General features: G+C 56.8%; 16 protein-coding genes. 6 read left to right on the forward strand and 10 right to left on the reverse strand.

Annotated elements, in window-relative coordinates:
- The first annotated feature begins 118 nt into the window (after positions 1-118).
- Complete coding sequence (locus G3I74_RS13610) at positions 119-388, forward strand: hypothetical protein (RefSeq protein ID WP_164212164.1); 270 nt, start codon at positions 119-121, stop codon at positions 386-388.
- Here G3I74_RS13610 and G3I74_RS13615 read toward each other — a convergent pair.
- From G3I74_RS13615 to G3I74_RS13645, 7 genes are all read right to left on the reverse strand, one after another.
- Positions 337-5724 (reverse strand): site-specific integrase, encoded by a 5388-nt coding sequence (locus G3I74_RS13615; protein ID WP_164212165.1) that lies wholly within the window; start codon positions 5722-5724, stop codon positions 337-339. The genes G3I74_RS13610 and G3I74_RS13615 overlap by 52 nt on opposite strands.
- A 444-nt stretch (positions 5725-6168) precedes the next feature.
- Complete coding sequence (locus tag G3I74_RS13620) at positions 6169-6459, reverse strand: type II toxin-antitoxin system RelE/ParE family toxin (RefSeq protein WP_164212166.1); 291 nt, start codon at positions 6457-6459, stop codon at positions 6169-6171.
- Positions 6460-6466: 7 nt separating this feature from the next.
- Complete coding sequence (locus G3I74_RS13625) at positions 6467-6715, reverse strand: type II toxin-antitoxin system ParD family antitoxin (RefSeq protein WP_164212167.1); 249 nt, start codon at positions 6713-6715, stop codon at positions 6467-6469.
- 147 nt (positions 6716-6862) lie between these two features.
- Positions 6863-7465, reverse strand: a complete 603-nt coding sequence (locus tag G3I74_RS13630) for a DUF222 domain-containing protein (protein ID WP_164212515.1) — start codon at positions 7463-7465, stop codon at positions 6863-6865.
- 146 nt (positions 7466-7611) lie between these two features.
- Positions 7612-8331, reverse strand: a complete 720-nt coding sequence (locus tag G3I74_RS13635; protein ID WP_164212168.1) for an SIMPL domain-containing protein — start codon at positions 8329-8331, stop codon at positions 7612-7614.
- 172 nt (positions 8332-8503) lie between these two features.
- A complete protein-coding gene (locus tag G3I74_RS13640; protein WP_164212169.1) occupies positions 8504-9157 on the reverse strand; it encodes a DUF3047 domain-containing protein in 654 nt (217 codons plus the stop codon).
- Between the two features lie 13 nt (positions 9158-9170).
- Positions 9171-9611 (reverse strand): MerR family transcriptional regulator, encoded by a 441-nt coding sequence (locus tag G3I74_RS13645; RefSeq protein WP_164212170.1) that lies wholly within the window; start codon positions 9609-9611, stop codon positions 9171-9173.
- Between the two features lie 131 nt (positions 9612-9742).
- Here G3I74_RS13645 and G3I74_RS13650 point away from each other — a divergent pair, with 131 nt between their 5' ends.
- Positions 9743-11713, forward strand: a complete 1971-nt coding sequence (locus tag G3I74_RS13650; RefSeq protein ID WP_203594760.1) for a TonB-dependent receptor plug domain-containing protein — start codon at positions 9743-9745, stop codon at positions 11711-11713.
- A 318-nt stretch (positions 11714-12031) separates the two neighbouring features.
- Here G3I74_RS13650 and G3I74_RS13655 read toward each other — a convergent pair whose 3' ends face one another.
- The 3 genes from G3I74_RS13655 to G3I74_RS13665 all read right to left on the reverse strand — a co-directional run bounded on the left by G3I74_RS13655 (position 12032) and on the right by G3I74_RS13665 (position 17416).
- Positions 12032-13330, reverse strand: a complete 1299-nt coding sequence (locus G3I74_RS13655; RefSeq protein WP_164212171.1) for a sensor domain-containing diguanylate cyclase — start codon at positions 13328-13330, stop codon at positions 12032-12034.
- A gap of 191 nt (positions 13331-13521) precedes the next feature.
- Positions 13522-13932 carry a hypothetical protein gene (locus G3I74_RS13660; RefSeq protein WP_164212172.1) on the reverse strand — a complete coding sequence of 137 codons (411 nt, stop codon included), beginning with the start codon at positions 13930-13932 and terminating at the stop codon, positions 13522-13524.
- Between the two features lie 316 nt (positions 13933-14248).
- Positions 14249-17416, reverse strand: a complete 3168-nt coding sequence (locus tag G3I74_RS13665) for a bifunctional diguanylate cyclase/phosphodiesterase (protein ID WP_164212173.1) — start codon at positions 17414-17416, stop codon at positions 14249-14251.
- Between the two features lie 454 nt (positions 17417-17870).
- Here G3I74_RS13665 and G3I74_RS13670 point away from each other — a divergent pair, with 454 nt between their 5' ends.
- From G3I74_RS13670 to G3I74_RS13685, 4 genes are all read left to right on the forward strand, one after another.
- Positions 17871-21839: a PAS domain-containing protein gene (locus tag G3I74_RS13670; RefSeq protein WP_164212174.1), complete on the forward strand. Its 3969-nt coding sequence runs from the start codon at positions 17871-17873 to the stop codon at positions 21837-21839.
- Positions 21836-22750, forward strand: a complete 915-nt coding sequence (locus tag G3I74_RS13675; protein ID WP_164212175.1) for a GGDEF domain-containing response regulator — start codon at positions 21836-21838, stop codon at positions 22748-22750. The genes G3I74_RS13670 and G3I74_RS13675 overlap by 4 nt, the downstream gene beginning before the upstream one ends.
- 110 nt (positions 22751-22860) lie before the next feature.
- Positions 22861-23220 (forward strand): PadR family transcriptional regulator, encoded by a 360-nt coding sequence (locus G3I74_RS13680; protein ID WP_164212176.1) that lies wholly within the window; start codon positions 22861-22863, stop codon positions 23218-23220.
- A 3-nt stretch (positions 23221-23223) separates the two neighbouring features.
- On the forward strand, positions 23224-24594 hold the full coding sequence (locus G3I74_RS13685) for a permease prefix domain 1-containing protein (protein WP_164212177.1): 1371 nt from the start codon (positions 23224-23226) through the stop codon (positions 24592-24594).
- Positions 24595-24743: the final 149 nt, after the last annotated feature.

The following is a 24743-nucleotide window of genomic DNA, read 5'->3' on the forward strand; positions in this document are numbered from 1 at the left end:
AGGAAACGAAAAATGCCAAAACAAACGACCGGAAATGCCGCTTCTAGGCTAATCACGCCGATGGTGGCTGTAAAACGCCATTGTTCAGATGTTCCCTAACATAGAGTTTGACCCTCCAGTGAGTGGCGGTAGCCCGCCCAAAGAAAAAGAACAAGAATTCAACACAAAGGTCGCAAAACGGTGGTTTGCAGTGGAAGGAGAGGATGGGCGCTTATACATCGATCCCTACACGCAGCAATTAGGGATTTTAGAAAAAGGCGATAAACTCCAAGGCGTCTGTAAGCTGCGTGGTAGTTATATACTGCGTGAAGTTGTCACGGTTTATCCGCCGAATCGTCAACTTTTAGATGATGGGGGTGCTGATGAAGATGCTAATGAAGATGATTGAGACATGTATATGGTGATCGAGAGCAGTATCCAGCCTAAATGGCGCGTTAGATTTCTGCTGTTTTCCCGAATTTGGATAGCGACCTGACTGCCGTTTTCTGTTACGTGGAGAACCTTTTTCGGTAGCAACTTCTCAAGCTCACTAATGAGCTCCGCTGCAAGTGGTTTACGCAAATAAACTGTAGTCTGCGGAGTTTTGGGCGTCATGCTCTGCCGGTAAGCTTGGGCGATCTCACAGACCCGGCTCCCCGGACTGTGAATCGATTCGGCTAGCTCTCTCACCCTTCTGGTGATTTCAGTCCACCTCGGTGGCAGATCGGTGCGTGACTTGCGTTGGTCGCCACACGTCAGAAGACTAGGCAGAAGGGCAAAGCGAGTATCTGCATAGATTACGGCGGCCTCTTCTCGGATTCGCAGGTAAACACTTTCGTCTATTCCATAGGCTGCATATTGCTCCTCAATTTTAAACGGATGAGCGTCCGCTAGATAATCAATGACTGAAGGCACGCCTTTTGTTCTAAGCAGAGAAAGTGATCGGGGTTCGTGGTGGTTCAGTTGGCGCTTGTTTCTTCGATCTTGTTTGAATTTTCCGAGCGCCCATGTAGAGGCAGGTACGGTTGACCGGCGAATCGCCTTCGAAATACTATCGACTTTGCGATCAAAGATTATTGCTAGGGCTGGGAAGGATATGTGCTGGCTTAGCCGTTGTCCCGTTTCGATCAAATATAACCAGGGTAAGTGCCCGTAGCTATGGTTAGTGGTGCGTGGACGAGCATGACCATGCAACATGCAGCACGTTCTTGAAAAGCGAGGGAGGCGTAATCTAGTAGGCGCCGAGTGCGGCAGACAAAGTCGTTCTGAAGTGTCGAAAGTCTTTGGCGTCGCCGATTGGCTAAGGGCCATCTCGGCTTGCCGACGTGTACCCTGAAGCTTTCTCAAGTCATAGCTGATTAACTTTAGGGGGGAGAAGTTTCTCAAGCTGGCGGATATGTAATAGCGAAGCACTTCAGATCCGGTCGGAATTCCTCGGGCGTAAGCGTCTAATTCCAAAAAAAACAGGCGAGTAGGCCGATAGTGCGTTTCACCCAGTCGTTTAGATTCGGCTTCGAGGTATCTTGAAATTATTTCGGTCTCCTCCTTCCTGGCTATAAACGGGATCACTCGGCGTGCGGCCCGTGTTTTAGTGTCACGGAAGTCGTTCGGTCGAATGCGTAGTTCACAATTTTCCGGGAGGGTTTGAAGATCATGCTTGTCGGGCGGGATGTAAAGGTCACGGAACTGGAGTCCTGCTATCTCGCCGATGCGGCAGCCCGTGGCGCTCATTAACATCATCGCAATCAGTCCTTGGGTCAGTTCCCGGCTATCGCCACGACCCGCTTCGTGCTCCCCCGAATATTTTAGTAAATCAATGGCACAGCGAACTTCGCTTGGTAATGAAAGAGAGGGTCGGACCTTTGCTTCCTTCTCCTTTGCCTCCGGCAGGCATTCAGCCAACAGGGGGCTCGCATTGAAATTCATTTCAAGAAGTTTGTGTAGCCGATAGATTTGGTTGAGTTTCAAGTCGACGGTGCCAGGTTCGTATCGATCTAATAGTTGTCCATAGATGTCCGCCCATTCGTCGTCCTCGATATCGCCGATGCGACGTTCACCAACTTCTTGGATTAAGCCGTTTCCAATTGAGCTCAGATAGGTATGAATCGAATCAAATGCCAGTGGATTTGAACTATTCATCTTCGGCTCCAAAAGCATTTTCTCTGCCCAGATTCCTAGTGCTTGCTCGATCTCCGTCAAGTCCCGAGCGATTGCTTCTTGCGCAATCTTGCGTGCGATTGCCATTCTATATCGTCGTTTGGTTTCCGTCGGAATCGACGACGATGGGCTCTGAGACTTTGTAGGTTGAGATCTAGGAATTTCGCGACATAGATATCGATACCATTCAGAAGATGTTTTCTTATTCCGAAAGCGTCTTGCAGGCTGATCATTCGTCCGTTGCGCTTGCTTGCCGGAACTGAGATCATTCTCTAGAAGTGAAAGAGTTCGATCCAACGGCAACGCCCACGATGCTTGCGATGGATCGACCCCGAGAGCGGTTCGAGCCAACCCTGATAATTCGATGGTCGCGGCGAGTCCGGCTGTCTCGAGCAGCATTTCTAGGGTTTTCGTCCTTAAGTTGGTATCCGGTCGACATTCTTCTGGAAGCAATTGCCAGACTCGCCTGGACAGGGCTTCAAAGTCAATATCCTTGGCAGAAAGCGAAAGCTTGGCTAGGCGGGCAGTGAGAATGGCAGGGAGGCCGAAGAGAATCCATATGGCTGGAGGGTGCGTGTGAAGTTCAATCAGAATGGCATCCGGATAATTGGGTGAGCATCGAAAATATGCGTGCTCTTTCAGTAAGCCCTCGAGAATGCTTTTCCTATAAACGTTCCCAAAGAGAATGACCACAATGGCGTACTGAGCCAGGAGTGTCGTTGCCTCATCGTCACCAGGAGCGTCTGGTATTACCGTGAGGACTTTATTGATATTGTTTCTCAGGAACAAAATCGTTTCATATCCTCGGTAAATTCCTGAAACAAGAGGCGTTTGCTCACATTGCTTAAATTTATATGCTTCTGCTGGAAGAGGTCCTGTATAGACACCCTTCTTCTTGGCCTCACTAAGAAGAGATCTGACGATCACTAAGCGAACATAAAGTTTTTCCTTGCGCTCGCTTTCTTTGGAATCTTTCTCTGTTGAGGGGCCTGATAGCAAATGCGTTAATTGTTCTTGTGTGAGACGGATTGGTATTTTCGGCTTTGAAATAGAAAAGTTCGAAGCCAGATGCGCATGAAGATCGGGTTTCTTTTTTTTAAGCGCATCGAGGAATTCGTGCCTGACAAGATCCTGCCAATTCTGAACGCGGGTGCGTATGCTTCGATTGATTCTTTTGTGTTGCGCTTTGGCCCACTTTTCTACGGTCTCCGATTCGTTTTTCCAGTGTTTGAGCGTGAGGTCAGGAGTTGGTAGGTGCTTTGGGAGGAAATTCGCCTTCCTCGGGGTCAGTCCACCGCGCTTCATCCATTTCTGTAGTTTGAAGTTGCGATCTAGGGCGTCTGAATAAGTGGTCGCCAGGTGCCGGATGACGGTCGGGCTGTCGCCACCAAACGGGTCCCCCAATATAGATAGGTGGCCTAGTAGTAAACAAGCCGATTCTCCCCCACCTATCTCAGTATCGGTTCGGTTTTCCTGAGGTGATGGAGGATTGTTTAAACGTAATTCGGTTGCCAAGAGGTGACGAGGCCAGTTCGACGGTAAGGCAGGAAATGCATTTTTATACTGGTTGTGCCAGTTTTCGAATTCAGGAAGTCTTGGTTCCAGTTGTTCGGACATTTCAAAAAACAGGGGTTGTGAACCTGTTAGACAACCAGCTACCATCTGGCGTAGCTCATTGGGCGAATCATGGCTTTCAAGCCAATCGCTCAAGTCTGCAAGATGTGCTAGGTATAGTCCTATTTGCTCTGCTAGGCGAGTGCCGATAGGTACTGGCCTCAGGTAGTGGGCTGCGTCGACTAACTTGTCTGAAAAGTTAGCGAGTCCACACCAAGTTTTGCCGTCTAAACTAAGTAGGAAATCATGACGCTTTAGCGAGAGCAGCGCGCTAGTCATTCTATGGCCCGCGACTGCGACCAGCATGAACGAGGTATAGCGCATCATCAGATTATGGCGGTCGACAACGGATTCTTGGGACTCGAGGGAAAACTCGGGTTGATTGAAGTAGCGTCGTAGGCGTTTTACAGCGCCCTGAATGACCGCGTGGTCAGGGACTGCTTTGCTCCCTAGCTTTGCTTCCTTTCGTATACTGACGGTTGGTGAGTTGCCAAATAGCGGCCAAACGGCGGCCACATAGATTTCGGCTATGTCTTTGGCTTCAACCTGGGCGTAGTAAATAAAGCTCTGGGCTCGGCCGTGTGTGTTTCCGGTAATCCAGTAGTCGAAGGCTGGATCTTTGCTCAGTGTTCTGATGCGCGTCGCCAGCCAGCTTCTGATACGGCCCCATGATATGTCGCGAAGATTCCTGTACTGGGAGACCGCGGCCATTGTTTCCGCCTCCCATGCTTCCGAGTCGTGGTCTATCGGTGGCATTTTTGCCCATAGTGCAAGGCGCTCTGCTAGTTTTGGAGGCAGCGGCAACCGGAAGGCTTGTTGTGTAGGCCGAAGGTTAGTGGATTCCTCTGGCGATGGATCGTAGGCATCCGTTGGCATGGTTGCCCGGAGGGTCAGTTCGCCCTTTTCGAAATCCAGCGCTTCATCCAGGTGGTTCGCTGATAGTTGGGAGTCGGATATTAAACGTATGACGCGCTTGAGGGATCTTCCGGTGGCAAGTACGAGTGCGGCGGTCAACAATACTCTGGATTTTCGGGAATCTCTGGCTGCTAACGCGCCATCTGCTTGTTGGCCAAGCCAGTGCGCGAAAAGCAGGGCCTCGGAAAGGGTGAGAGCTGTGACGTGACCTTCCAGCAACAAATCGTTTTGAGAGTAGATCGCCTGTTGGTGATATGCACGCTGGACCGAACGCGACATTGAGGGTCGATCGAGATGGTCTTCAAACGACGTATATGACAGATCTCCGGCTTCTTCTTGCGGCGCCTCGCCAGACTCTGAGCGGTTGCCCAGTGAAACAGAGGCGATCTGCACCCGAATAGGGGATGATCCTGAGTCAGTGTGGAAACGCTCGCATAGTTGTTCTAGAAGCTTTGCAAAATTTGGTTTTGCCTCTTGGATTCGCTCCAGATAGTCAAGCAAAGCATCGCACTGCTCTGACGGAGAAGGGCAAAGGTCTACTGATGACAGAATGTCAAGAAGGCGCTCAGAGTAGTAGCCTGAACGCTTTTGTTGTAAGGTCCGCGCCCGGCGAGAACCTGCCCCTCTCAAACCGCTGGCGAGATTTCGACTCAAAGCGAGTTCACCTTGCTCTTCAAGAAGTAGGGTGATTCCAAGTAAGCCTGTGACGGCCGACTTCTGAAAAAGCGAATATTTTCTTAACGTGGCCCAAATGGGAAACGTCGACTTCAGGTTAGTGTCATCGATCTTCCCCACCACGAGTTCAGGGCGCGTCGATTCCAGAAGTTGAATCAGTTCCGAAAGCTCGGCTCTTCTTCGTTTGCTTGAGGCCGGCAGATTGTACTTGGGGAGGAAACGAACAAGGTTGCTGTATTGCCTGAGCAGGTGGATGTATTCCGAGTAGGTCGGGGGTTGCAAAAGCTTATAGAGGTGTTCATTGAGAGCCCGGAGAGCCATAGAAGCATCCGTCTCCGTCAGAACATCGGAGAGTTGTTGATCGAGAGGCCGCTCACGCTCCATGGCGCGAGTATACTACAGGAAGAAAAGCGGACAAAAATAGAAGATCAGAGCGGGACTGGAAGGCTGAGCTTTGCTAATTTCTGGCGTAGGGTAATGGAGAAAAGCATAAAAATAAGGCTTTAGAGCTACTACAATACAAAAAGCGGACAAATAGGTGCATTCCAAAGCATATATAAATTCACACTTTCGTAATGCGAGTTCGAATCTCTCCAGCGGCACCAAGAAAAAACACCCTCTTTTCAGTACTTTAAACCACTTTTGAGCGGTCTGTCAAAGCGGCCGATTTTCGCGTTGTGACCAGATTGTGACCAAATTGGGACCAGATTGTGACCATCTTGGTCACAGTCGATTTTTCTGACCAACGCACTCAGCCACGCAGGGGCACTGCGATGATCCGTTGGTCATGTGGTTCCTTGGCGTCTGTCGGCGGAAGCGGATACCTGACTAAAGGTGGCGCGGTGCATCCATTCGCTGGTGAAGAATTCGAATCACCGCGATACCGTAATCCTCGGTTCGAAAGTAAATGAAGTGTCGTCCCGACGGACCTCGCAGATAGCCAGGGCGAATATGGCTGCAATCCTGGGCTGTGCCAGGTGCTTCCGCCAAGCTTGCGCAGGCTTTTTCCAGTGCCTGCGTGTATTGAACGGCCTGCTCCAGGCCCCACCGCTGCGCGGTATAGTCGAATATCCCATTCAGGTCGTTCCGGGCCGCAGGGCTAAGCCGAAAGTCAGGCACCTGAGCTTCAACCCTTGTACTGAGCGATCTTGTCGTGCAGAAAGCCTCCGAAATCGAAAGCTTGTGGCGCTCCGCTGGCCTCGCCTTCGATCAGCGCCTGGCGAATGGCCTCCACGCCAGCGTTCCGGTCCTGCTCGCGTCGAATCAAGTCGCGGATCAGTTCGCTGTCGTTGGCAAAGCGACCGGCGCTGACCTGGGATGTAATCCACGCATCCTGTTGATCGGTGACAGTAATGGTTTTTCGAATTGTTGCCATGGGCTGCTCCGAGCACAAAAAGCGGTAATGGTATGAGGGTATCATACAAATAGCGCGTTTTGCTTTTGCCGACGGGCTGGGCTGCGCGGATGCGGGCCAGGAGTTCGCTGGCGGTTCACCAGAGCGTTCATTGGCAATCTAAGTTCCTTAATCCCAGCTACGAAAAGAAAAACGCCCGTGAAAATCCTGCTCCCGCTCAAATAACCCCTCAACCACCAGATCATCATCCATCCGCTCACCCGCCCAGGCCGGTATGCACGTTTCCGCGGAAACGTGTTCCTGTTCGGCCTCGATCTCTTCCATGGCCGCCTCGATGGCCTTGAGAATGCGTTCGCCCGGTTCGGGAGAAAAGCGACCGCTGAACAGGAACGAGCCGTCTTCATCCACCCGCCAGTTCAGGCGACGGCGGGCGTGGCGGTCGTTCTCGGCCGCCAGTGCCTGGCAACGCTTCGCCCGCCGATACTGCCGAACCGCGCGCTCCACATGCGATGCCGTGCCGTGGCGGGCGATCATCAGCAGGAACTCCTCGTTCTCGGCCGTGGCCACCCGGGTCATGGCGCGCACCTTGGAATAGCTGATTTCACCCTGGGCAAAGGACGCGCTGATCCTGGGCAGATCGGCCAGCGCATGGGCCACGCGCAGCTTCTCGCGCGCGGCGTTCAGGCTGATCCCGCATTTCCAGTTCAGCCAGTGCGCGCACGATCGCAAGCCCGGCCCGCTCCAGCCGCCGGCCGCGTCAAAGCGGCGAATCGGACTGAACGCTCATGGCGCAGAAACTGCGTGCGCCATGAGCGTGGTCAGGCTGTGGTTTTCATGGAAGCGCGTGGGGATTGCTCTGGCTGCCAGCCGATCTGATCGGGAAAAGCCAGCGCTTGCTGTGAGCTTGACCCCGGCCCTCAGGGGCTGATCAGCGCCCGGGCGGACACTGACACGGTCACCGTTGTTCTGCCCGGCTCGGCCACCGGGGCGGCCATTTCGGCCGAATCCGCACTTGTTCGGGCCACGGACATGGCGCGCAAGCCGTGGTTGGGAGTGTCATTGAGCGAAAGTTCGATGATTTCGGCCTGCTGCTTGCCGAGCAGTTGCGCGGTTTGCTGTGCTTTGCGCTGCAGGCTGGCGATGGCGGCCTCGAGCAGGGATTCCGAGGCCTGGCGATGGGCGGCCGGCGACAGTGAATAGCCCAGACGCTGCACCTGAAGTCCCCGGGCCTGGAGTTCAGCCACGGCCCCCAGAACGGCGGGGCTGTCGAGGCTGCTCAGGCGCAGGCTTTGCTGGGCCTGCCAGATTGGCTGCTCCAGCGCCTCGGGGTCGTCGCGGCGACTGTAGACCGGGTGCACTTGGTACTGCTGGGTCTGGTAATCGACACCATCTGTTTCGCCCAGGATTTCCAGGGCCTGGGTCATGGCCTGATTCACCTGATTCTGCAGTGCGGTGCTGTCCGGTCCTCTGACCGTGAACTGAAGGACGGCGCTCAGCAGGTCCTGCTGTACCTGGACATCCTCGCTGACCGACAGGTTGAGCAACACCTGCCCTTCGTCGAGGTCATCCAGATCGTAGGTGTTCTGGGCCATGAGCAACTGCACGGGCAAAATGGCCAGAAACAGTAGCAGCAGCATCCTGGATGCGCGCCTGCGAGAAGCGAAAAGAATCATCGGGATCTTGCTCCGTTCAGTAATTGCAAAGTTTGACCTGCCTTCGCTCAGGAGTTCAAGATGGCGCCGGTCACCCTTGCAAAGTTGGAACACCAGCACCTCCGTCGATCAGGCACGCTGATGGCACCGTGCCGGCTCACTTTTTCAGATCATCCCCAAGCCATCTGATCGGGCCGTACCAGGCGCTGGTCTGCTGTCCTGCGTTATCGCAGTCGGTCATGATGGCGACCGCGTTGATGGAATCGGGCTCGATGCCATGCAGTCGGCGGAAGTCATCCCGTACGTTGCGGCGTTCGTCAATCCAACGACCCAGATTGGCTTGTCCGCTGCGAACCGCCACCATCTGAAATTGCGCGGCGAAGGCGTTTTCCCAGCTTGAGCCCTGGGGCTGAGCGCTGCTCCAGACATAGTTGATCACCCGGCTCCGAAAGCGCGGCCAGCGCTGGGCGACCACGTAGATACGCGCCGGATAGTCGTCGCCGGCCTTGCTGGTTTCGTCGAGGCCCTGGAAGATGGAGTCCACCCGCCAGCGCCATTCAAGGATCGGATGGTCTTCCAGGCTGATTTCGCGTTCGACAAACAGCCCTGAGGCCTGACCGGCGGTACATCGCGCACGCACGGCGGCGTGGTCGGCGCCGGCTTCGTCCGCCCCGGCCAGTCGGTAATCGGTGGGTTTGGCGAACTCGCGGACCTCTCCGTCAAGGAAGTCGGCAGGGCGAAAAAGCGATGGCGCACCCGTGGCCGCGACAAGCGCAAGACAGAATATCGAGGCTTGAAGGGGCAGGGTCATGGCAAGTAAGCGATCACGGTGTACATGCCGGTGTCTTGCTGTTGCCAATGTCTCTAGAAAGTGATTCGATGATCCGGCAATCCTTGACGATCCCGCCACCGGCGCAGCACCGGCTGAGGCGCTGCAGTTCCGCTTCCAGGGATTGCAGTTCGGCGAGGCGCTCGCGCACCTCGTCGAGGTGGCGAGCCACTTTGGCGTCGACTTCGGCGCACGGCGCGTCGGTCTGGTCAGCCAGCTGCAGTAGTTCACGAACGTTTTCGAGACTGAACCCGAAATGCCGGCAGCGAAGGATGAACAACAGCCGGTCCAGGTCGTCAGAGCGATAAATCCGGTAGCCGCCGGGCGTGCGGGTCGGAATGCGCATCAGCCCTTGACGCTCGTAGTAACGGATGGTCACTGCTTTAGTTCGCGCGGCTGTTGCCAGCTGCCCGACCGTGTATTCGCCGGATTGCATCACGACAGTGCTCTTCAAAAGGGGCTTGACCTTATAGCAACTATAAGGTGCATCCTACCCGACGGGTCCACCTACAGCAATGTCTGACCCGGCGGACACTGCGCCTTACTTACCTGGAATTCGGTAACCTGATGATTCGATTGTTTTTAATGACTGTCCTCCTGTACCCGTTTTTCCCCTTGGCAGCTGTCGCCGAACCGTCTGTTGCCGAGGAAGATGGGCATGCCCATGACCACCATCACGAGGAGATGGACGTCATTGTCGTCCAGGCCACGCGATCACAGCGCCGGGTGCAAGACGAGACCATTCGTGTTGAAGTCTTGTCCGAAGAAGAAATCGCGGAGAAACTTCTGATGCGCCCGGGCAATATATCCATGATGCTCAACGAGACCGGGGGGCTCAGGGTACAGGTCACTTCGCCCGCGCTGGGATCTGCCAACGTCCGGATCCACGGCATGCGCGGTCGCTACACCCAGCTTCTCGCCGACGGCCTGCCACTGTACGGTGGGCAGGCATCCTCCCTCGGGCTGCTCCAGGTCCCGCCCAGCGATCTTGGCCAGGTCGAGATCATCAAGGGCTCCTCTTCAGCACTGTATGGTGGCCAGGCCCTCGGTGGCGTCATCAACCTGGTTTCCAAGCGGCCAGGGTCTCAAGCTGAAGGCGAAATCATCCTCAATGCGACGACACGAAATGCGCAGGATGTTTCGGGCTATGCCGCTGCGCCCTTGGGGGGCGACTGGTCTGGCTCGCTCATGTCGAATTACAACCGTCAGACGGCCCAGGATCTGGACGATGATGACTGGATTGACATGCCGTACTACGATCGTCAATCGCTGCGCCCGCGCTTGTTTTACGACGGCCCGGACGGAACGCGGGCCTACGTGACCCTGGGGGCGATGCTCGAGGAGCGGCGCGGCGGGACTGTGGACGGCGGCACGTTGCCGACCGGCGAGCCTTTTCCCCAACTACAGAATACCGAGCGCATGGATGCCGGTGTGGTCATTGACCGCCCGATCTCAAACTGGGGGCGCGCCCAGTTCCGTGCCTCCGGCATGCGCCAGCTTCATGACCACACATTCGGTGAACTTCTCGAAGAGGACCGTCACGAAACCATGCTGATAGAGGCGTCGCTGGCCGGCGATCTGCGCCAGTCGTCGTCATGGATTGCAGGGCTTGCCTACCAAGCCGATGCTTACGTCTCGAACCCTTTCCCGGGCTTTGATTATCGTTATAAGGCACCGGCTGCATTCGGTCAGATCGATCATGATCTGACAGACAAGCTCGCCCTAACCGGCAGTGTCCGCTGGGACCACCACAACGAATACGGAGACCAGTTCAGTCCACGCCTTTCTTTGATCTATCGGCCCGGACCCTGGACCCTACGCACGTCCTGGGGACGAGGATTTTACGCGCCAACGCCGTTTGTCGAAGGGACCGAAGCTGCAGGATTGTCCAGGCTCGAACCCTTGTCGGATCTGGAAGCAGAAACCGCCCAGACCGTTTCGATCGACTTAGGATACGCCGTTGGGCCCTTTGAGACAGGCCTCACCTTTTTCGGCTCCGATATCGAGAATGCAGTCCGACTCGAAGCCGTCGGTCCCGACAGGGTTCGCCTGATCAACCAACAAGGAACTGCCCGAACCCGGGGCATAGAAGCACTGGCCAGCTGGAAAATGAAGCCCTGGAAGGTGATGACAAGCTACTTGTTTCTTGACACCGAAGAACCGGGTGCGGTTGGGGAAAGTCGGCGTGAAGTTCCCCTGACACCTCGCCATTCGGCCGGGGTCGTTGCGATGTGGGAAGACCATGACAAGGGGCGGGTCGGTCTCGAGGTCTACTACACCGGGACCCAGACTCTTGAAGACAACCCCTACCGCATGAGGAGCGAGCCGTACGTCCATGTCGGGCTGTTGGGGGAGATCGTGCTGGGTCGCTATCGGCTATTCCTGAATCTTGAGAACTTGCTCAATGTCCGACAGTCGCGTGAAGATCCGATGATCCTGCCTTCGCGGGCGCCAAGCGGCCGCTGGACAGTCGACGCCTGGGCACCACTGGAGGGCTTTATCGCCAATGCAGGTCTCCGCATACAGTTTGGCGGGTAAAGCTTCTCAATTTGATTCCCACCAGTATTGAAAGCCATTCAAGACTGCAAGATTCGATCCTGAAGGTCATGCCCACTGTCAATCCTGATTGTCGTTTTACACGTTATTAAACCTTGGGCTCGGGTTCGAGCAGGGAATGCAACGCACAAGACTTATTGCCGGGAGAAGTAGTGCGGGGTGCCCTGAGGCACAATCACCCCGGGGGCCTAAATCTGGTCTTTCGCCTTACGGGCAGAATAGCCTTGCGTTCTCCATGAGCAATTCAGACTTCGACCAATGGTGTTGTGGGCTCGAACGAGAGAGCGGTTGATTGAGAGTCTATTGATCCCATGCTTCCACGCGGTTTCGGCCCTTTGTCTTGGCGCGCATGAGCGCCTCGTCGGCCAGACGATAGAAATCCTTGGTACTGGTTTGACCGGAAGCGCACACGGCCACGCCGATACTGATGGTGACGGTGAAGGTATCCAGCTCCGCACCCCCATGCTGGGCCTCGGCAATGCGAGTGCGCAGCCGCTCGGCAACCGCCAGCGCCTCATTCCGGTCGGTGCCGGGCATCAGCAGCGCGAATTCTTCGCCGCCGAGCCGGGCAGCCACGTCTTCGGCCCGCGTCACACCGTTGATGAGATGGGCTACCTTGACGAGCACGTCGTCACCCGTCGGATGGCCAAATCGATCATTGATCGACTTGAACCAGTCCAGGTCCATCAGCAACAGCGCTGTCGGTGTTTTGCGCCGGCGGGCCCGACTAAACTCGCGCTCGACCTGATCTTCGAAATCACGGCGATTGCTCAGGTCGGTCAGCGGATCGGTCAATGACAGTCGTCGCAGTTGCTCCTGTGCCTCGTGCAGCGGGGTGATCTCGGTCGAGATGCCGATCAGCATCCGTTGCTCCTCGCCGTCCGGATCGAACGGGACTTTTATCGACCAGAAATATCGCCGTGCGCCGCTGCCGTCGATAACCTCCTCCTCCACGCGCTGCACTTGGCCGGTCTCGAAGACCTGCCTTGACGTTACAGCGAGTTGCTCGGCGACTTCGGCACCCAGCAGTTCGATCACGCTTTTGCCGATGATCTCATCAGGCGACAAACCATAAAAGTCCGCACAGGCCTGGTTGACATACTGGTATCGATCGCTTTGGTCGAGCATATAAATCGCGGCGTCGACGTGGTCGAGCACAGTTTGCAGCAGTCGGCGCTGAAGGCTTAAATCGTGTTCGAGAGCCTTTCGTTCGGTGATATCTGAGGCACTGCCGACGATACCGACCCGGTTGCCGTGGCCATCGGTCAGGGGCTTGGTGATGTTTTCGAAGATACGCTCTGTGCCATCTGCCATCCGCACAGTAGTTTCGACCGTCAGTCGATCGGTGTGGCCTACGATCACTTGCTCGTCGATCTGCTGGAACCTTTCTGCCAGCGCGCGCGGCAGCAGATCGAAATCAGTTTGACCCAGGGTTTCTTCCACCGTCAGTCCGGTCACAGCCGTGCCCAGGCGATTGGCCCAGGTATAGCGACCGTCCAGATCCTTGCTGTAGACAACAACTTCTGCCGCGTCCAGAATGGCACGCAGATGGTCTGCGTCAACCACCACGGGATTGGCGCCCAGTTTATGATCTGACATGACAGGCCCCCACGACTCAGTAACACCCCGCCAGCCAGTCTAACAGAATGAATCCAATGGGCGACGGTGATGGGTCAGGAGGAGATGCTGCGTTGAGGACTGCAGCGAATGAAGTTTTCTTCGTGATGGTTATCACAAAACCCAAGAAAAAAGGGCGGCCCAAGCCGCCCTCGCGATTTCTTGAGCGTTTCCTATAAACCGAAGCGCCTCAGACTTCTCACCGCCGCCTCTTCCACCTCGGCGATTCTGGCTTGCGCTGACCGGCGCAGCTCGGCCACGGTGGCCTGCTGGTCTTCGGCCTTCGCTACGGCATACCCGACAACCGCTTCGCGCAGTTCCTCGATTGCAGCCATCAGTCGAGCCAGGCTCTCGGATGGAACTTGAGCGCCAGCGGTCTTTTTCTTTCCGCGCTTCTTTTTGCCTGCTTTTTTCTTGCTGGCTTTTTTGCGTATGGCCTTCTTTACGCCGGATTCGGTAGCGACCTTCTTCGATGCCTTTTTCTTTGCGGCCTCACGATCGATTGAGTGGAGCGACTTTTTCAGAAAGGGGGGGATCTTCTCAGGCTCTACGATCAGGTTCCTGAAATAGAGGACTGCGCTCAACTTTCGGACACGAGGAATTTTCCCATCGGGCACGGCGCTGCTCAAACCCCCTGTGCTACAAGTTGTTCAGGGCTGCAAGGTGATAGCTATAGCCCTTGCATGATGAGCCCTCTCAGCGCAGCGCAGACAACAGCGCTGCGGCGATCGGCAATGCGTCGGGGAACAGCTGGCGGAGAGTTCAGCGTCAGTCCATTCCTTTTGTTCAGACTGGATCGTACGATACAGTTTCGGCGGTTAGCCGGACCCAGCATCCCAACCTCATCAGGCCCCACTGATGGCACGAGGCTATTGGGGGCCTACGTCAGTGGTTGGCTATCTAGTTTTCTAGGCTTGCCGCGCAGAATTTCTCGAAATCCTCCAGCGGCACCGGCCGGCTGAACAAGTATCCCTGATACACGTGACAGTGGTTGAGAGCGAGAAAATCACGCTGCGCCTCGGTTTCTACGCCTTCGGCGATCACGTTCAATCCCAGGCTTCTGGCCATGGAGATAATGGTCTGGGCAACAACGGCATCGTTGTGGCTGTCTGGCAGGTTGAACACAAACGAGCTGTCGATCTTGAGGGTATCCAGCGGCAAACGGGTCAGATAGGCCAGCGAGGAGTGCCCGGTCCCAAAATCATCCAGCGCGAATCCAATGCCCAGCTGCTTGAGCGCCTCCATTTTCTCGAACGTGCCGCCGACGTCTTCGAGCACCATGCTTTCGGTCAACTCCAGCCGCAGCCGCGCCGGATCGGCGCCGGTTTCAGACAGGACGTGTTTGACCTGATCGACAAAGTCGGGCTGCCGGAACTCTCTGGCACTGACGTTCACGGCCAGCCGGACGTGCTGCAGGCGATCGTTTCCAGACCAATGGTCGATCTGGCGACAGGCGCTTTCCAGAACCCATTGCCCGATGGGCAAAATCAGACCCGTGGCCTCAGCCAGCGGGATGAACTCCGCCGGGGAAACCATGCCTCGCTCTGGGTGTTGCCAGCGAAGCAGGACTTCCGCGCCAAGAACGCGTCCTTCGCGGTCTACCTGGGCCTGGTAGAAGGGCGTGAACTGGCCGAGATCCAGCGCCAATCGCAGGTCTCTTTCCAGGCCAATGCGCTCATCGAGCGTGGTTTGCATGGCGGGGTCAAAGAAACGCAGAACATTGCGACCCTCGTCCTTGGCCTTGTACATCGCCAGATCGGCCTGCTTGAGCAGGGTATCGACGGATTCTTGGTGCCCGTTGAACAAGACGACGCCGAGGCTGGCGGAACAATGAAATTCGCCACCGGTGATCTCATAGGGACAGGCGATTTCCAGCCTGATTTTCTCCCCGACCTGCCGTATCGCCAGGGCCGCCTTTTCCCGGTCGGCATTCAAATTCTCCAGCATTACAACAAATTCATCGCCACCCAGGCGGGCGACCGTATCGGTTTCGCGTGCCACTGTGCAGATACGCTCAGCGATCTTGACGAGCAATTGATCCCCGGCATCGTGCCCCCGGGTGTCATTGAGAGCCTTGAAGTCGTCAATATCCAGAAACACCAAGGCGCCAAGGGAGCCGCTGCGTCGGGCCACGGCCATGGCGTGTCTCAGCCGGTCCTGAAGCAAGCGTCGGTTGGGTAGATTGGTAAGAGGGTCGTAGTAAGCCAGTCGATGAATCTCGGCATCGGCCTGTTTGCGCTCAGTGATATCGACCAGGGTACCCACCAGCCCGGTTATTTCACCAGAAGAATTGGTCAGCGTGGCCTTGTGGAAAACAACGTCCCTGATCTCGCCACGTGCATTTCTGGCCTGTGACTCATAACGTTGAGTACCAACCTGATCGAGTAGCTCCCGATCCTGTGCGTGGTACGTCTCGGCCAGATCAGGCGGGTGGATGTCGAAGACCGAGCGACCAACCAGCGTCGAACGCGGCTGACCGAAAAACGTCTCAAATGCTTTGTTGAAGCCGGTATAGCGGCCCTCCGCATCTTTATGAAATACCGGCAACGGCATGGACTCCAGTACGACATTTAGGAATGTCTCGCTTTCACTAAGCGCTTTTTCTGCCTGCTTGCGCTTGGTGATATCGACTGACGATGCAGCAATATATTTGGGTTCGTCATGTTCATCCCGCAGCAGGACGCCGCTCATCAACATGGGGAAGCTTCTGCCATCGTGGTCTACGTGCCAGATTTCTTGAGGGGCAAAGTGACCTTGCTCATGCAGCGGCCTGACGGTCTTTTCGACCTCTGCAAGCTGTTCCGTGCTATGAAATACGGAGATGTCCCGGCCAATCAAATCATCTGCTTGATAGCCATGAATCTCTGCCAGAAACCGGTTGACGTAGACCAGCCTGCGGTCAAGATCGGCGATGGCAATGCCATAGACGGCTTTCTCTGCAATCTCCCGGAACCGCTTGTTCTCCTGCTCGCGCCGAATTAAAGATTTCAAAAGCTGGTTGAAAGAGGCGATGAGGCTATCGATTTCATGAGTGCCAGTTTTCGACAAGGTCTTCAAGGGCTTTTGAGCTGCAGTCATCTGCTGGAGAGCTTTTACCGTCGAAAGCATCGGTCGCAGCTGATGTCTTAGCATCCACCACACGGTTAAGCCAACAAGTATCGTCACCAGCACCATCGTCAGGATCATGCGCCGCTGGGCGTGCTTGACGGGAGCAAAGGCCTCGGCGGCAGGGGTGATTGTGGCAATCAGCCAATCCGTCGTCTCCAGGCCCTTGACGGTTGTTAATGAATCGACATCCAGCACCGTTACGTAGCGGTAGGTTCGTTCCTCGCCGGCAATGGCTTGGTCCAGCAGGGGGCTGATACCCTCTGGGGGTAGTTGATACATGATCAGGTCGGGATCAGAAGAAGTGACGATGATTCGATCGCTTTTCGACATGATCGAGTACGTGCCGGTTTGGCCATACCCTTCGGCGGTCAGATCATCGAAGAAATTGGGCTGGCTCAGGTCGATGGCACCGCCCAGCGCGCCAATGACCTGGCCGGCGTCGTCTACAATAGGAACCGCCAGCGGTAGCAGAGGCTGATTGGTTGATACGCCGATAATGGGGCTGCCGACCTGCGGGCGACCCTCGTCGAGGGCTTTGGCAAAGGCGTCCACTCGCGTGCGGTAGTTCGCGCCGATTCTTTCGGCCAGGTAGGGGGCGTCGGCTATCCCGATCCCATCGCGGTCTACCGCCAGTACGCTGACGTTGAATAGATCCTGCAGCAGAGGCTGCGATTCCAGCAGGCGCTGCACTGCCGGAGGACTCGCGATCTTCTCGGCATCAATCATCCCGGCGATTTCAGCCAGTGCACTGAGTCTGGCGCCGAGTTCTCTGTCCAACTGTGCTGCCATCTGCGTTGTCGCCGACGCCTGCGCGTCAGCCACGAGCTGGCTGATGTCTTTTTCCAGAATGCGCGTGGTCAGGAAGCCAAGCACCCACAGGCTGACAACAAAGACCCCCAAGGCCCCCAAAGTTACTCGGGTCTTTATCGAGTTCAGCCGGAAAGGCATCTGCGGGTTCATGGTGGCCTCTCAAGTATAAGGGTTACCGAGCTTCGGCTGTGGCCTGCCGGGTCGCCGTTGGCGTTTCGGATCAACGGGGCTCACCGCAATCCAGTGGCGTTGAAGCTGGTGAACTTCGTTAGTCTTGCGGGGGCTGGGGGTGCGCTTCCACAATCCACCAGCCAGCACTCTCTCCGAAGGTAAGTACAAGTAGATGTCGTTTCGCGGTTTGGGGAGCGCCTTGTGAAAAACGTGCTAGTCAACAATGTAGGAGGAAATATTTGAGAGCTAATCCTCATCATGTGTATCGTTATAAGAGGTCATGCAAGCGATCCTTTTTAGGCGTAATATTTCATTCATAAAAAAGCAAAGATTTGATTTAGCGCAATCGAATAAAACGCTCCGATTGCTATGGTCTGATCTGGGGCAAGGTGGGGGCCTTGAACGGGCGGCATCGAATCAGACAGAGGCCAGCATGCCTGCGGTAAACCCTCTCGATACCAGTACAGGCAACAGGATCCTTCTAACCATTGGACTCGCCTTGCTGGCCGTTGCCGGCAACGTGCTGAGCGTCTCGATGGTTTTCGGCGTCGATCTGATTTTCGGCTCGATCGCGGTCATGCTGGCCGTAGCGCTGCTAGGCACCGGTTCCGGCCTGGTCGTGGCTTTTGTAGGAGGGCTCTACACGCTAGTGCTCTGGAATCATCCCTACGCCATCATTATTTTCACCCTCGAGGCCGGCTTTGTCGGTCTGGTCTATCGAAGCAGGGTGCCCAACCTTGTGCTGGCAGCTTCGCTGTATTGGTTTATTGTCGGTATCCCGCTGGTGCTGATCTTTTACCGCGGATTGATCGGCATGGTCTGGGAGCCAACCCTGCTGGTTGCCCTGAAGCAGGCACTCAACGGCATTTTCAATGCCCTGGCTGCCGGGCTGTTGCTGTTTTTTGTGCAGATGACGAGGTTCGATACGCTGGGGCTTTTCAGGCGCAAACCCCCGCTGTCGGAAATTCTGTTTCACGCCATGCTGACGATGACCTTTCTGGCCGGCGTCTTTTTGATCGTTGCCGAAAGCCATCTTCAGCGCGGCGTCCAAGAGGGCTTTATGGCCGAGCGTCTGCAAACGCAGATCCGCAAAACCATGATCGCTCTTGACGATTCCGGGCCATTGAGTGAGAGAGCCTTCGAAGAGTCGCTTGAGCAGGCCGCCTCGCCCGACATTGGTTTGGCTCTGATCGGGCCGGATGATCGGATTGTGTCCCAGCTTGGAGAACTGAATCGGCCCGGAGCGGGTGAGGGCGAAGTGAGTCCGTTGGGGGCTGGCTTGACCATCTGGCTGCCGGACGGCGACATGGCCGCCATGCAGCGCTGGAGGCGCGGACGCTATCAGTCGAGCGTGCCGGTCAGCGGCATTCCCGGGGTGAGTCGAATCGTGGCTGAAGCGCCGGCCGGTCCGATGGTCGCCGCCCTTGAGAGCCATCGTCTGACATTGTTCGGCCTGCTGGCCGGGCTGCTGTTGTTCACCATTCTGGCCAGCACCTTGATCAGCCGCTGGATCGGTCGCCCGCTGGGCCAGTTGAGTCAGATGAGCCGCCAGCTCGGCGAGCAGATTCGCCACGGCATCCGGCCGCACTTGCCTGAAGGCCGAATCGAAGAATACGCTGTGCTGGGTGACTCGCTTCAGGCCATGAGTATCCAGCTGGCAGATTCGTTTCATGAGCTTCACGCGGCGCGCGATGATCTTGAACGCCAGGTCGAGGAGCGCACGGTAGAACTCAAGCAGACCTTGCAGCAGTTCGAATCGCTGGTCAGCAATATTCCGGGCATTACCTATCGCTGTCTGAATGATGAGCGCCGGACGATGCTGTTTGTCTCCAACCATGTAGGCCAGCTGACGGGATACTCGCCTGAAGAGCTGATGGATAATCAAGAGCCGTCGTATCCTGAACTGATTCTTGCAGAAGACCAGGAACGGCTGGGAAAAGCGATTTCCGAAGCAGTATCCCAGGACCGCCCATGGGAGGTCGAGTATCGGCTCAGGCACAAGGACGGAACGATCCACTGGGTCTACGAAAAAGGCCAAGCGGTGCTGGACGAGTTCGATCAGGTGGACTGCCTGGACGGATTTGCGCTCGATATCACCCAGCGCAAACTGCAGCAGGCCCAGCTCAAAGACAGCCAGCATGTTCTGGCCGATATTCTAGATGCCACCCTGGCCGGTTATTGGGACTGGAATATTCAGAACAAGACCGAATACCTCAGTCCCGGCTTCAAGGCGATGTTCGGTTACGAGGACCACGAACTCGAAAATTCACCTGAAACCTGGAAGGAGATTATCGTTCCCGAAGACCGGGAGATTCTTTTTTCGGCCTTTCAGCGTCATGCCCAGAGCCATGGACTCGATCCGTTCCGCACCGAGGTGCGTTATCAGCACAAGCAGGGCCACATTGTGTGGGTGCTGTGTGCAGGTCGAGTGATTTCATGGAATGAAGACGGCGATCCGATACGCATGGTGGGCTGCCATGTCGATATCACGCCGCTCAAGGTCGCTGAGGCGGCACTGACGGAAAACGAGTCCCGTCTGCGTGAGCAGGAACGCCGCCTGCAGTCCATCCTCGATGGCACCAACGTGGGCACCTGGGAATGGAATGTCCAGACCGGGGAAACGCGGTTCAACGAGCAGTGGGCGGCCATCGTCGGCTACACGCTGGAAGAGCTGTCACCAACTTCGATTGAAACCTGGATGAATCTTGCCCATCCCGACGATCTCAAGCGTAGCGAGGAACAACTGAACGCCCATTTCGCTGGCGAGGCGGAGTTTTATGACTGCGAGGCCAGAATGCGGCATAAAGACGGGCACTGGGTCTGGGTCCATGATCGGGGTAGAGTCGCTACATGGACCGAAGATGGCCAACCGTTGATCGTGGCAGGGACCCATCAGGACATCACCTACCGCAAGGACTCGGAGTCAGAGCTGATTCAGGCCAAACAGGAGGCAGAGACCGCGAACATCGCCAAGAGCCGTTTCCTGGCCACGATGAGCCACGAGATCCGGACACCGATGAACGGCATCCTCGGTATGGCTCAGTTGCTTTTATCAGGTTCTGTCAGTCAGCAGCAGGCGCGCGAATATGCACGGACCATCCACAAATCCGGCCAGGCGTTGCTGACCCTGCTCAACGACATTCTGGACCTGTCCAAGATCGAGGCCGGACGGATGAGCCTGCGCACCGGCGTTTTTTCTCCTCCGGATCTTCTGCGTGAGATGGAAAACCTGTTTGCCAGCACGGCGTCGGAAAAAGGATTGTCGCTGGTTTACTCCTGGGCGGGCGAAGCGGCCGCGCTGTATCAAGGGGATCCGCATCGGTTGCGCCAGATGCTGTCCAACCTGGTCAACAACGCCATCAAGTTCACCCGTAAGGGTCATGTCGAGGTTCTTGCAAGCATCATCGAGACAGGGGCAGAGGCAGATCTGCTGGAGTTTGCGGTTCTAGACACGGGTCCAGGCATTGATTCCGAGAAACAGAACCGCCTGTTCCTGCCCTTCAGTCAGCTCGACGATACAACGACCCGCAAACATGGCGGAACCGGTTTGGGTCTTTCCATTGTTCGCAGTCTGGCCGAGGCCATGGATGGCGAGTTTGGTCTTGATAGCCGCCCCGGCGAAGGTTCCCGATTCTGGTTCCGCGTGCTTCTGCGTCGTCTGCCAGCTTCCGTACGCTCAGAACGGTCTGGCTATGGATCGACCGATTCGGAAGCGGTGGAAGCTTTGGTCCAATTGTCAGGTCGGGTCCTCTTGGTGGAGGACCACGCAGACAATCAGATCGTGATTCGAAGCATGGTAGAAAGCATGGGTCTGGAGTGCCTGCTTGCCGAAGATGGTCAGAAGGCCCTTGAAGTGACCCAGCGAGAGCACGGCTGTATTGACTTGATCTTGATGGACATGAACATGCCTGTCATGGATGGTTATGCGGCAACCGCCGCCATCCGCGCCTGGGAGCGTCAGCAGCAGCAAACGGTTGTGCCGATCATTGCCCTGACCGCCAGCGCCTTCCCGGAAGACCGGGAGCGCTGTCTGGCCGGCGGGATGGATGATTATCTGAGCAAGCCAGTTGATCTACAGGTCTTGAATCAGGCCCTTCGGCGCTGGTTAGGGGGATGTAATGTGACGGAATCAGTGCCAGAGACCGGGCTCGCTTCACCTGACCGTCGAGTCGATTGGCCTGCTTTTGCGGTGGCGGTGGAAGCTCTGCTGCCGCTGCTGGATCAGGCTCGCTTCGATGCGATTGATGCATTTTCCGATTTACAGGCGCAGCTGGCCGGGACCGAGCTCGCTCCAGAATTGGCCAGGCTACAGCAGCAACTGCATAGCTTCCAGTTCGGGTCGGTGAGCGCGGGATTGTCAGATCTGTTGGCACGGCGACCGGCACAGGAGGAATCGGCATGACCCAGGCGCCGCGGATTTTGCTGGTTGACGATCTTCCAGCAAACATTTACACGCTGTCGCGCGCGCTGGCAGAGGACTACCAGATCTTGATTGCCACATCAGGCGCCGATGCCCTGCAGACTGCCGAGCAGCAGCAGCCAGATCTGATCCTGCTTGACGTGATGATGCCCGAAATGGATGGATTGGAAGCGCTGCGCCGTTTGCGCAGGAGTGATTGGGGGAGACAGATCCCTGTCATCCTGGTCACCGCTGACGATCGCACGCAAACCCAGGTCGACGGTCTCGATTTGGGTGCAGACGACTTCATTGCCAAGCCGGTCGTCGTGCCAGTGGTGCAAGCGCGGGTTCGCAATGTCCTCGAACGGCAGTGCCTGCAGCGAGAGCTGATTCGACTGGCCACTCAGGATGCCTTGACCGACCTTCTCAACCGACGCTGTTTTTTCGACAAAGGTGAAGAGGAGCTGCGCCGGGTCGGTCGCTATCAACATGCGTGCGGGCTGATCATGCTGGATCTCGACCACTTCAAGGCCATCAACGACCAGTATGGCCACGCGATCGGAGACCTCGCGCTGCAGGCCTTTTCAAGAATTCTGACTGCTATTGTCCGTGCTGGCGACCTCGCTGGGCGTATCGGCGGAGAGGAATTCGGCGTCTTACTGCCGCATACTGACGAGTCGGGAACCCGGGTTCTCGCCGAACGTATTCGCCTGGCCGTGAGTCGTTGTGCCATCCCGGTTGAAGGCGGATCGAATGTTGTCCTGACGACCAGTGCCGGGGTCACGCAGTTGCTGGCCAGCGACAGTCGTTTCGAGAAGGCGCTTCAACGTGCTGATGCGGCTCTGTACAACGCCAAGGCCGAGGGGCGTAATCGAGTTCGAGGGTTCGCCGAGCCAGAAAAGCTGATGGAGTAGCGGGAGACCGCAGCACATGGCAGCGCTGCGTTGACATACATCGTTCTTCTATACATAATAATGCTATGTATATTGATCTCATGAGCTGAATCCTGGCTGCGGCTGATCGCATGGACATCAGCAAGGACCTGATCGCGGCCTCGTCCACGCCGCTCGTGCTGGCGATCTTGAGCGAGGCCGACAGCTACGGTTACGCCATCCTGCAGCGGGTGCGCGAACTTTCCGCCGGGCGCATTGAGTGGACCGACGGCATGCTTTACCCGGTTCTGCATCGGCTCGAGCGGCATGGCCATATCCGGTCGCGCTGGGCAACCGCCGAGACCGGGCGCCGCCGTAAGTATTACTCGATCACTGATACGGGCCGCGCCCATCTGGCCGACCAGCGCCGCCAGTGGCAGGCGGTTGACGCCACCTTGAAGGGCATCTGGCAATTGCTGTCGCCAGATCCGCTTAAGCCCCAGGAAACCTGACCCATGCACGACCCGGCTTTTGCCTCTGCGCTGGAAGATCAAATCGACCAGTGGCGCGCCTTCCTGCGCCGCCGACAGACGATTCATGCCTCCGACATCAACGAACTCGAGGATCATCTGCGCGAGCAGATCGACGGGCTGGCCGAGGCCGGCCTGGATCGGGAAGAAGCCTTTCTGGTGGCGGTCAAGCGCATGGGCAGCCTCGACGCGCTTTCCCTGGAATTCGCCCGCGAGCACTCGGATCGCTTGTGGAAACAGCTGGTCATGGCCCCGGCCGATCCCGCCGCGCCCCAACCAGGCCTGCAGACCGACGGCCTGGCGGCGGTGCTGTTTGCGGTGGCCGCCGCAGTGGCCATCAAGCTGCCGGCCCTGTTCGGAATGGACCTGGAGACCCACGCGAGCTTCTACGCCCGCAACATCGGCTTTTTGCTGCTGCCGATTCTGGTCGCTTATTTCGCCTGGAAGCGCGGCTCGCAGACCATGCCGCTGCGCTGGCTGGCCGCAGGGTTTGTTCTCGCGGCGATTGTTGCCAATGCCTGGCCGCTGACGCCGGGCGGGTCGACCGAGTTACTGGTCATCGCGCACCTCCCGGTCGCGCTGTGGCTGCTGGTCGGCGTTGCCTATGCGGGCCAGCGCTGGGACGAAGTTGCCGGGCGCATGGATTTCATCCGCTTTTCCGGCGAGCTGTTCATTTACTACGTGCTAATCGCCCTGGGCGGCGGTGTGCTGACCGCTTTTACCGTCGGCATGTTCAGCGCCATCGGTTTCGATATCGAGCCGCTGGTCGCGACCTGGCTGTTGCCCTGCGGGGCGATGGGTGCGGTGGTGATCGGTGCGTGGCTGGTCGAGGCCAAGCAAAGCGTGGTCGAGAACATGGCGCCGGTGCTCACCCGGATCTTCACGCCCCTGTTTGCCGCCATGCTGGTGCTTTTTCTTGTCACGCTGCTGTTGAGCGGGCGTGGTATCGATGTGGAGCGCGAGGTGCTGATCGCCTTCGACCTGTTGCTGATCGTTGTCCTGGGGCTGTTGCTGTACTCGGTCTCGGCCCGGGAGCCATCGACGCCGCCGGGTCTGTTTGACCTGCTGCAGGTCATTTTGATCGCCAGCGCCCTGCTGGCTGACCTGGTTGCGTTGTGGGCGATTGCTGCGCGTATCGGCGACATGGGCCTCACCCCCAACCGCCTGGCCGGTCTGGGCCTGAACCTGGTGCTTTTGGTCAACCTGGCCGGCTCGGCCTGGCTGTACCTTAAATTCCTGCGCGGGCAGGGCGGTTTCGCCCGCCTGGAGCGTTGGCAAACCGATTACCTGCCGGTCTACGCTGCGTGGGCGGCCGTGGTCGTGGTTCTTTTCCCGCCGTTTTTCGAATTTATATGAACCGCTTTAACCTGCCTCGCGCACTCCATTTGGGCGATGAGGGCTCGGTTCTTGCTGTGCGCTGATCCAGCAGGAATCGGACGTTATCGATTCTCAATTTGATTCGCATCAAAAAACAGGGCGCTTCAAATCTGTAAAGTTTTGACTTA

The organism is Wenzhouxiangella limi (assembly GCF_010499265.1).
GTDB classification, from domain to species: Bacteria; Pseudomonadota; Gammaproteobacteria; order Xanthomonadales; family Wenzhouxiangellaceae; genus Wenzhouxiangella; species Wenzhouxiangella limi.

Bases quoted from the DNA above. Each gene is read 5' to 3' on its own strand.
- G3I74_RS13615 (WP_164212165.1), bottom strand. From the start codon at position 5,724: ATGGAGCGTGAGCGGCCTCTCGATCAACAACTCTCCGATGTTCTGACG.
- G3I74_RS13625 (WP_164212167.1), bottom strand. From the start codon at position 6,715: ATGGCAACAATTCGAAAAACCATTACTGTCACCGATCAACAGGATGCG.
- G3I74_RS13635 (WP_164212168.1), bottom strand. From the start codon at position 8,331: ATGCTGCTGCTACTGTTTCTGGCCATTTTGCCCGTGCAGTTGCTCATG.
- G3I74_RS13640 (WP_164212169.1), bottom strand. From the start codon at position 9,157: ATGACCCTGCCCCTTCAAGCCTCGATATTCTGTCTTGCGCTTGTCGCG.
- G3I74_RS13645 (WP_164212170.1), bottom strand. From the start codon at position 9,611: ATGCAATCCGGCGAATACACGGTCGGGCAGCTGGCAACAGCCGCGCGA.
- G3I74_RS13650 (WP_203594760.1), top strand. From the start codon at position 9,743: ATGATTCGATTGTTTTTAATGACTGTCCTCCTGTACCCGTTTTTCCCC.
- G3I74_RS13655 (WP_164212171.1), bottom strand. From the start codon at position 13,330: ATGTCAGATCATAAACTGGGCGCCAATCCCGTGGTGGTTGACGCAGAC.
- G3I74_RS13665 (WP_164212173.1), bottom strand. From the start codon at position 17,416: ATGAACCCGCAGATGCCTTTCCGGCTGAACTCGATAAAGACCCGAGTA.
- G3I74_RS13670 (WP_164212174.1), top strand. From the start codon at position 17,871: ATGCCTGCGGTAAACCCTCTCGATACCAGTACAGGCAACAGGATCCTT.
- G3I74_RS13675 (WP_164212175.1), top strand. From the start codon at position 21,836: ATGACCCAGGCGCCGCGGATTTTGCTGGTTGACGATCTTCCAGCAAAC.
- G3I74_RS13680 (WP_164212176.1), top strand. From the start codon at position 22,861: ATGGACATCAGCAAGGACCTGATCGCGGCCTCGTCCACGCCGCTCGTG.
- G3I74_RS13685 (WP_164212177.1), top strand. From the start codon at position 23,224: ATGCACGACCCGGCTTTTGCCTCTGCGCTGGAAGATCAAATCGACCAG.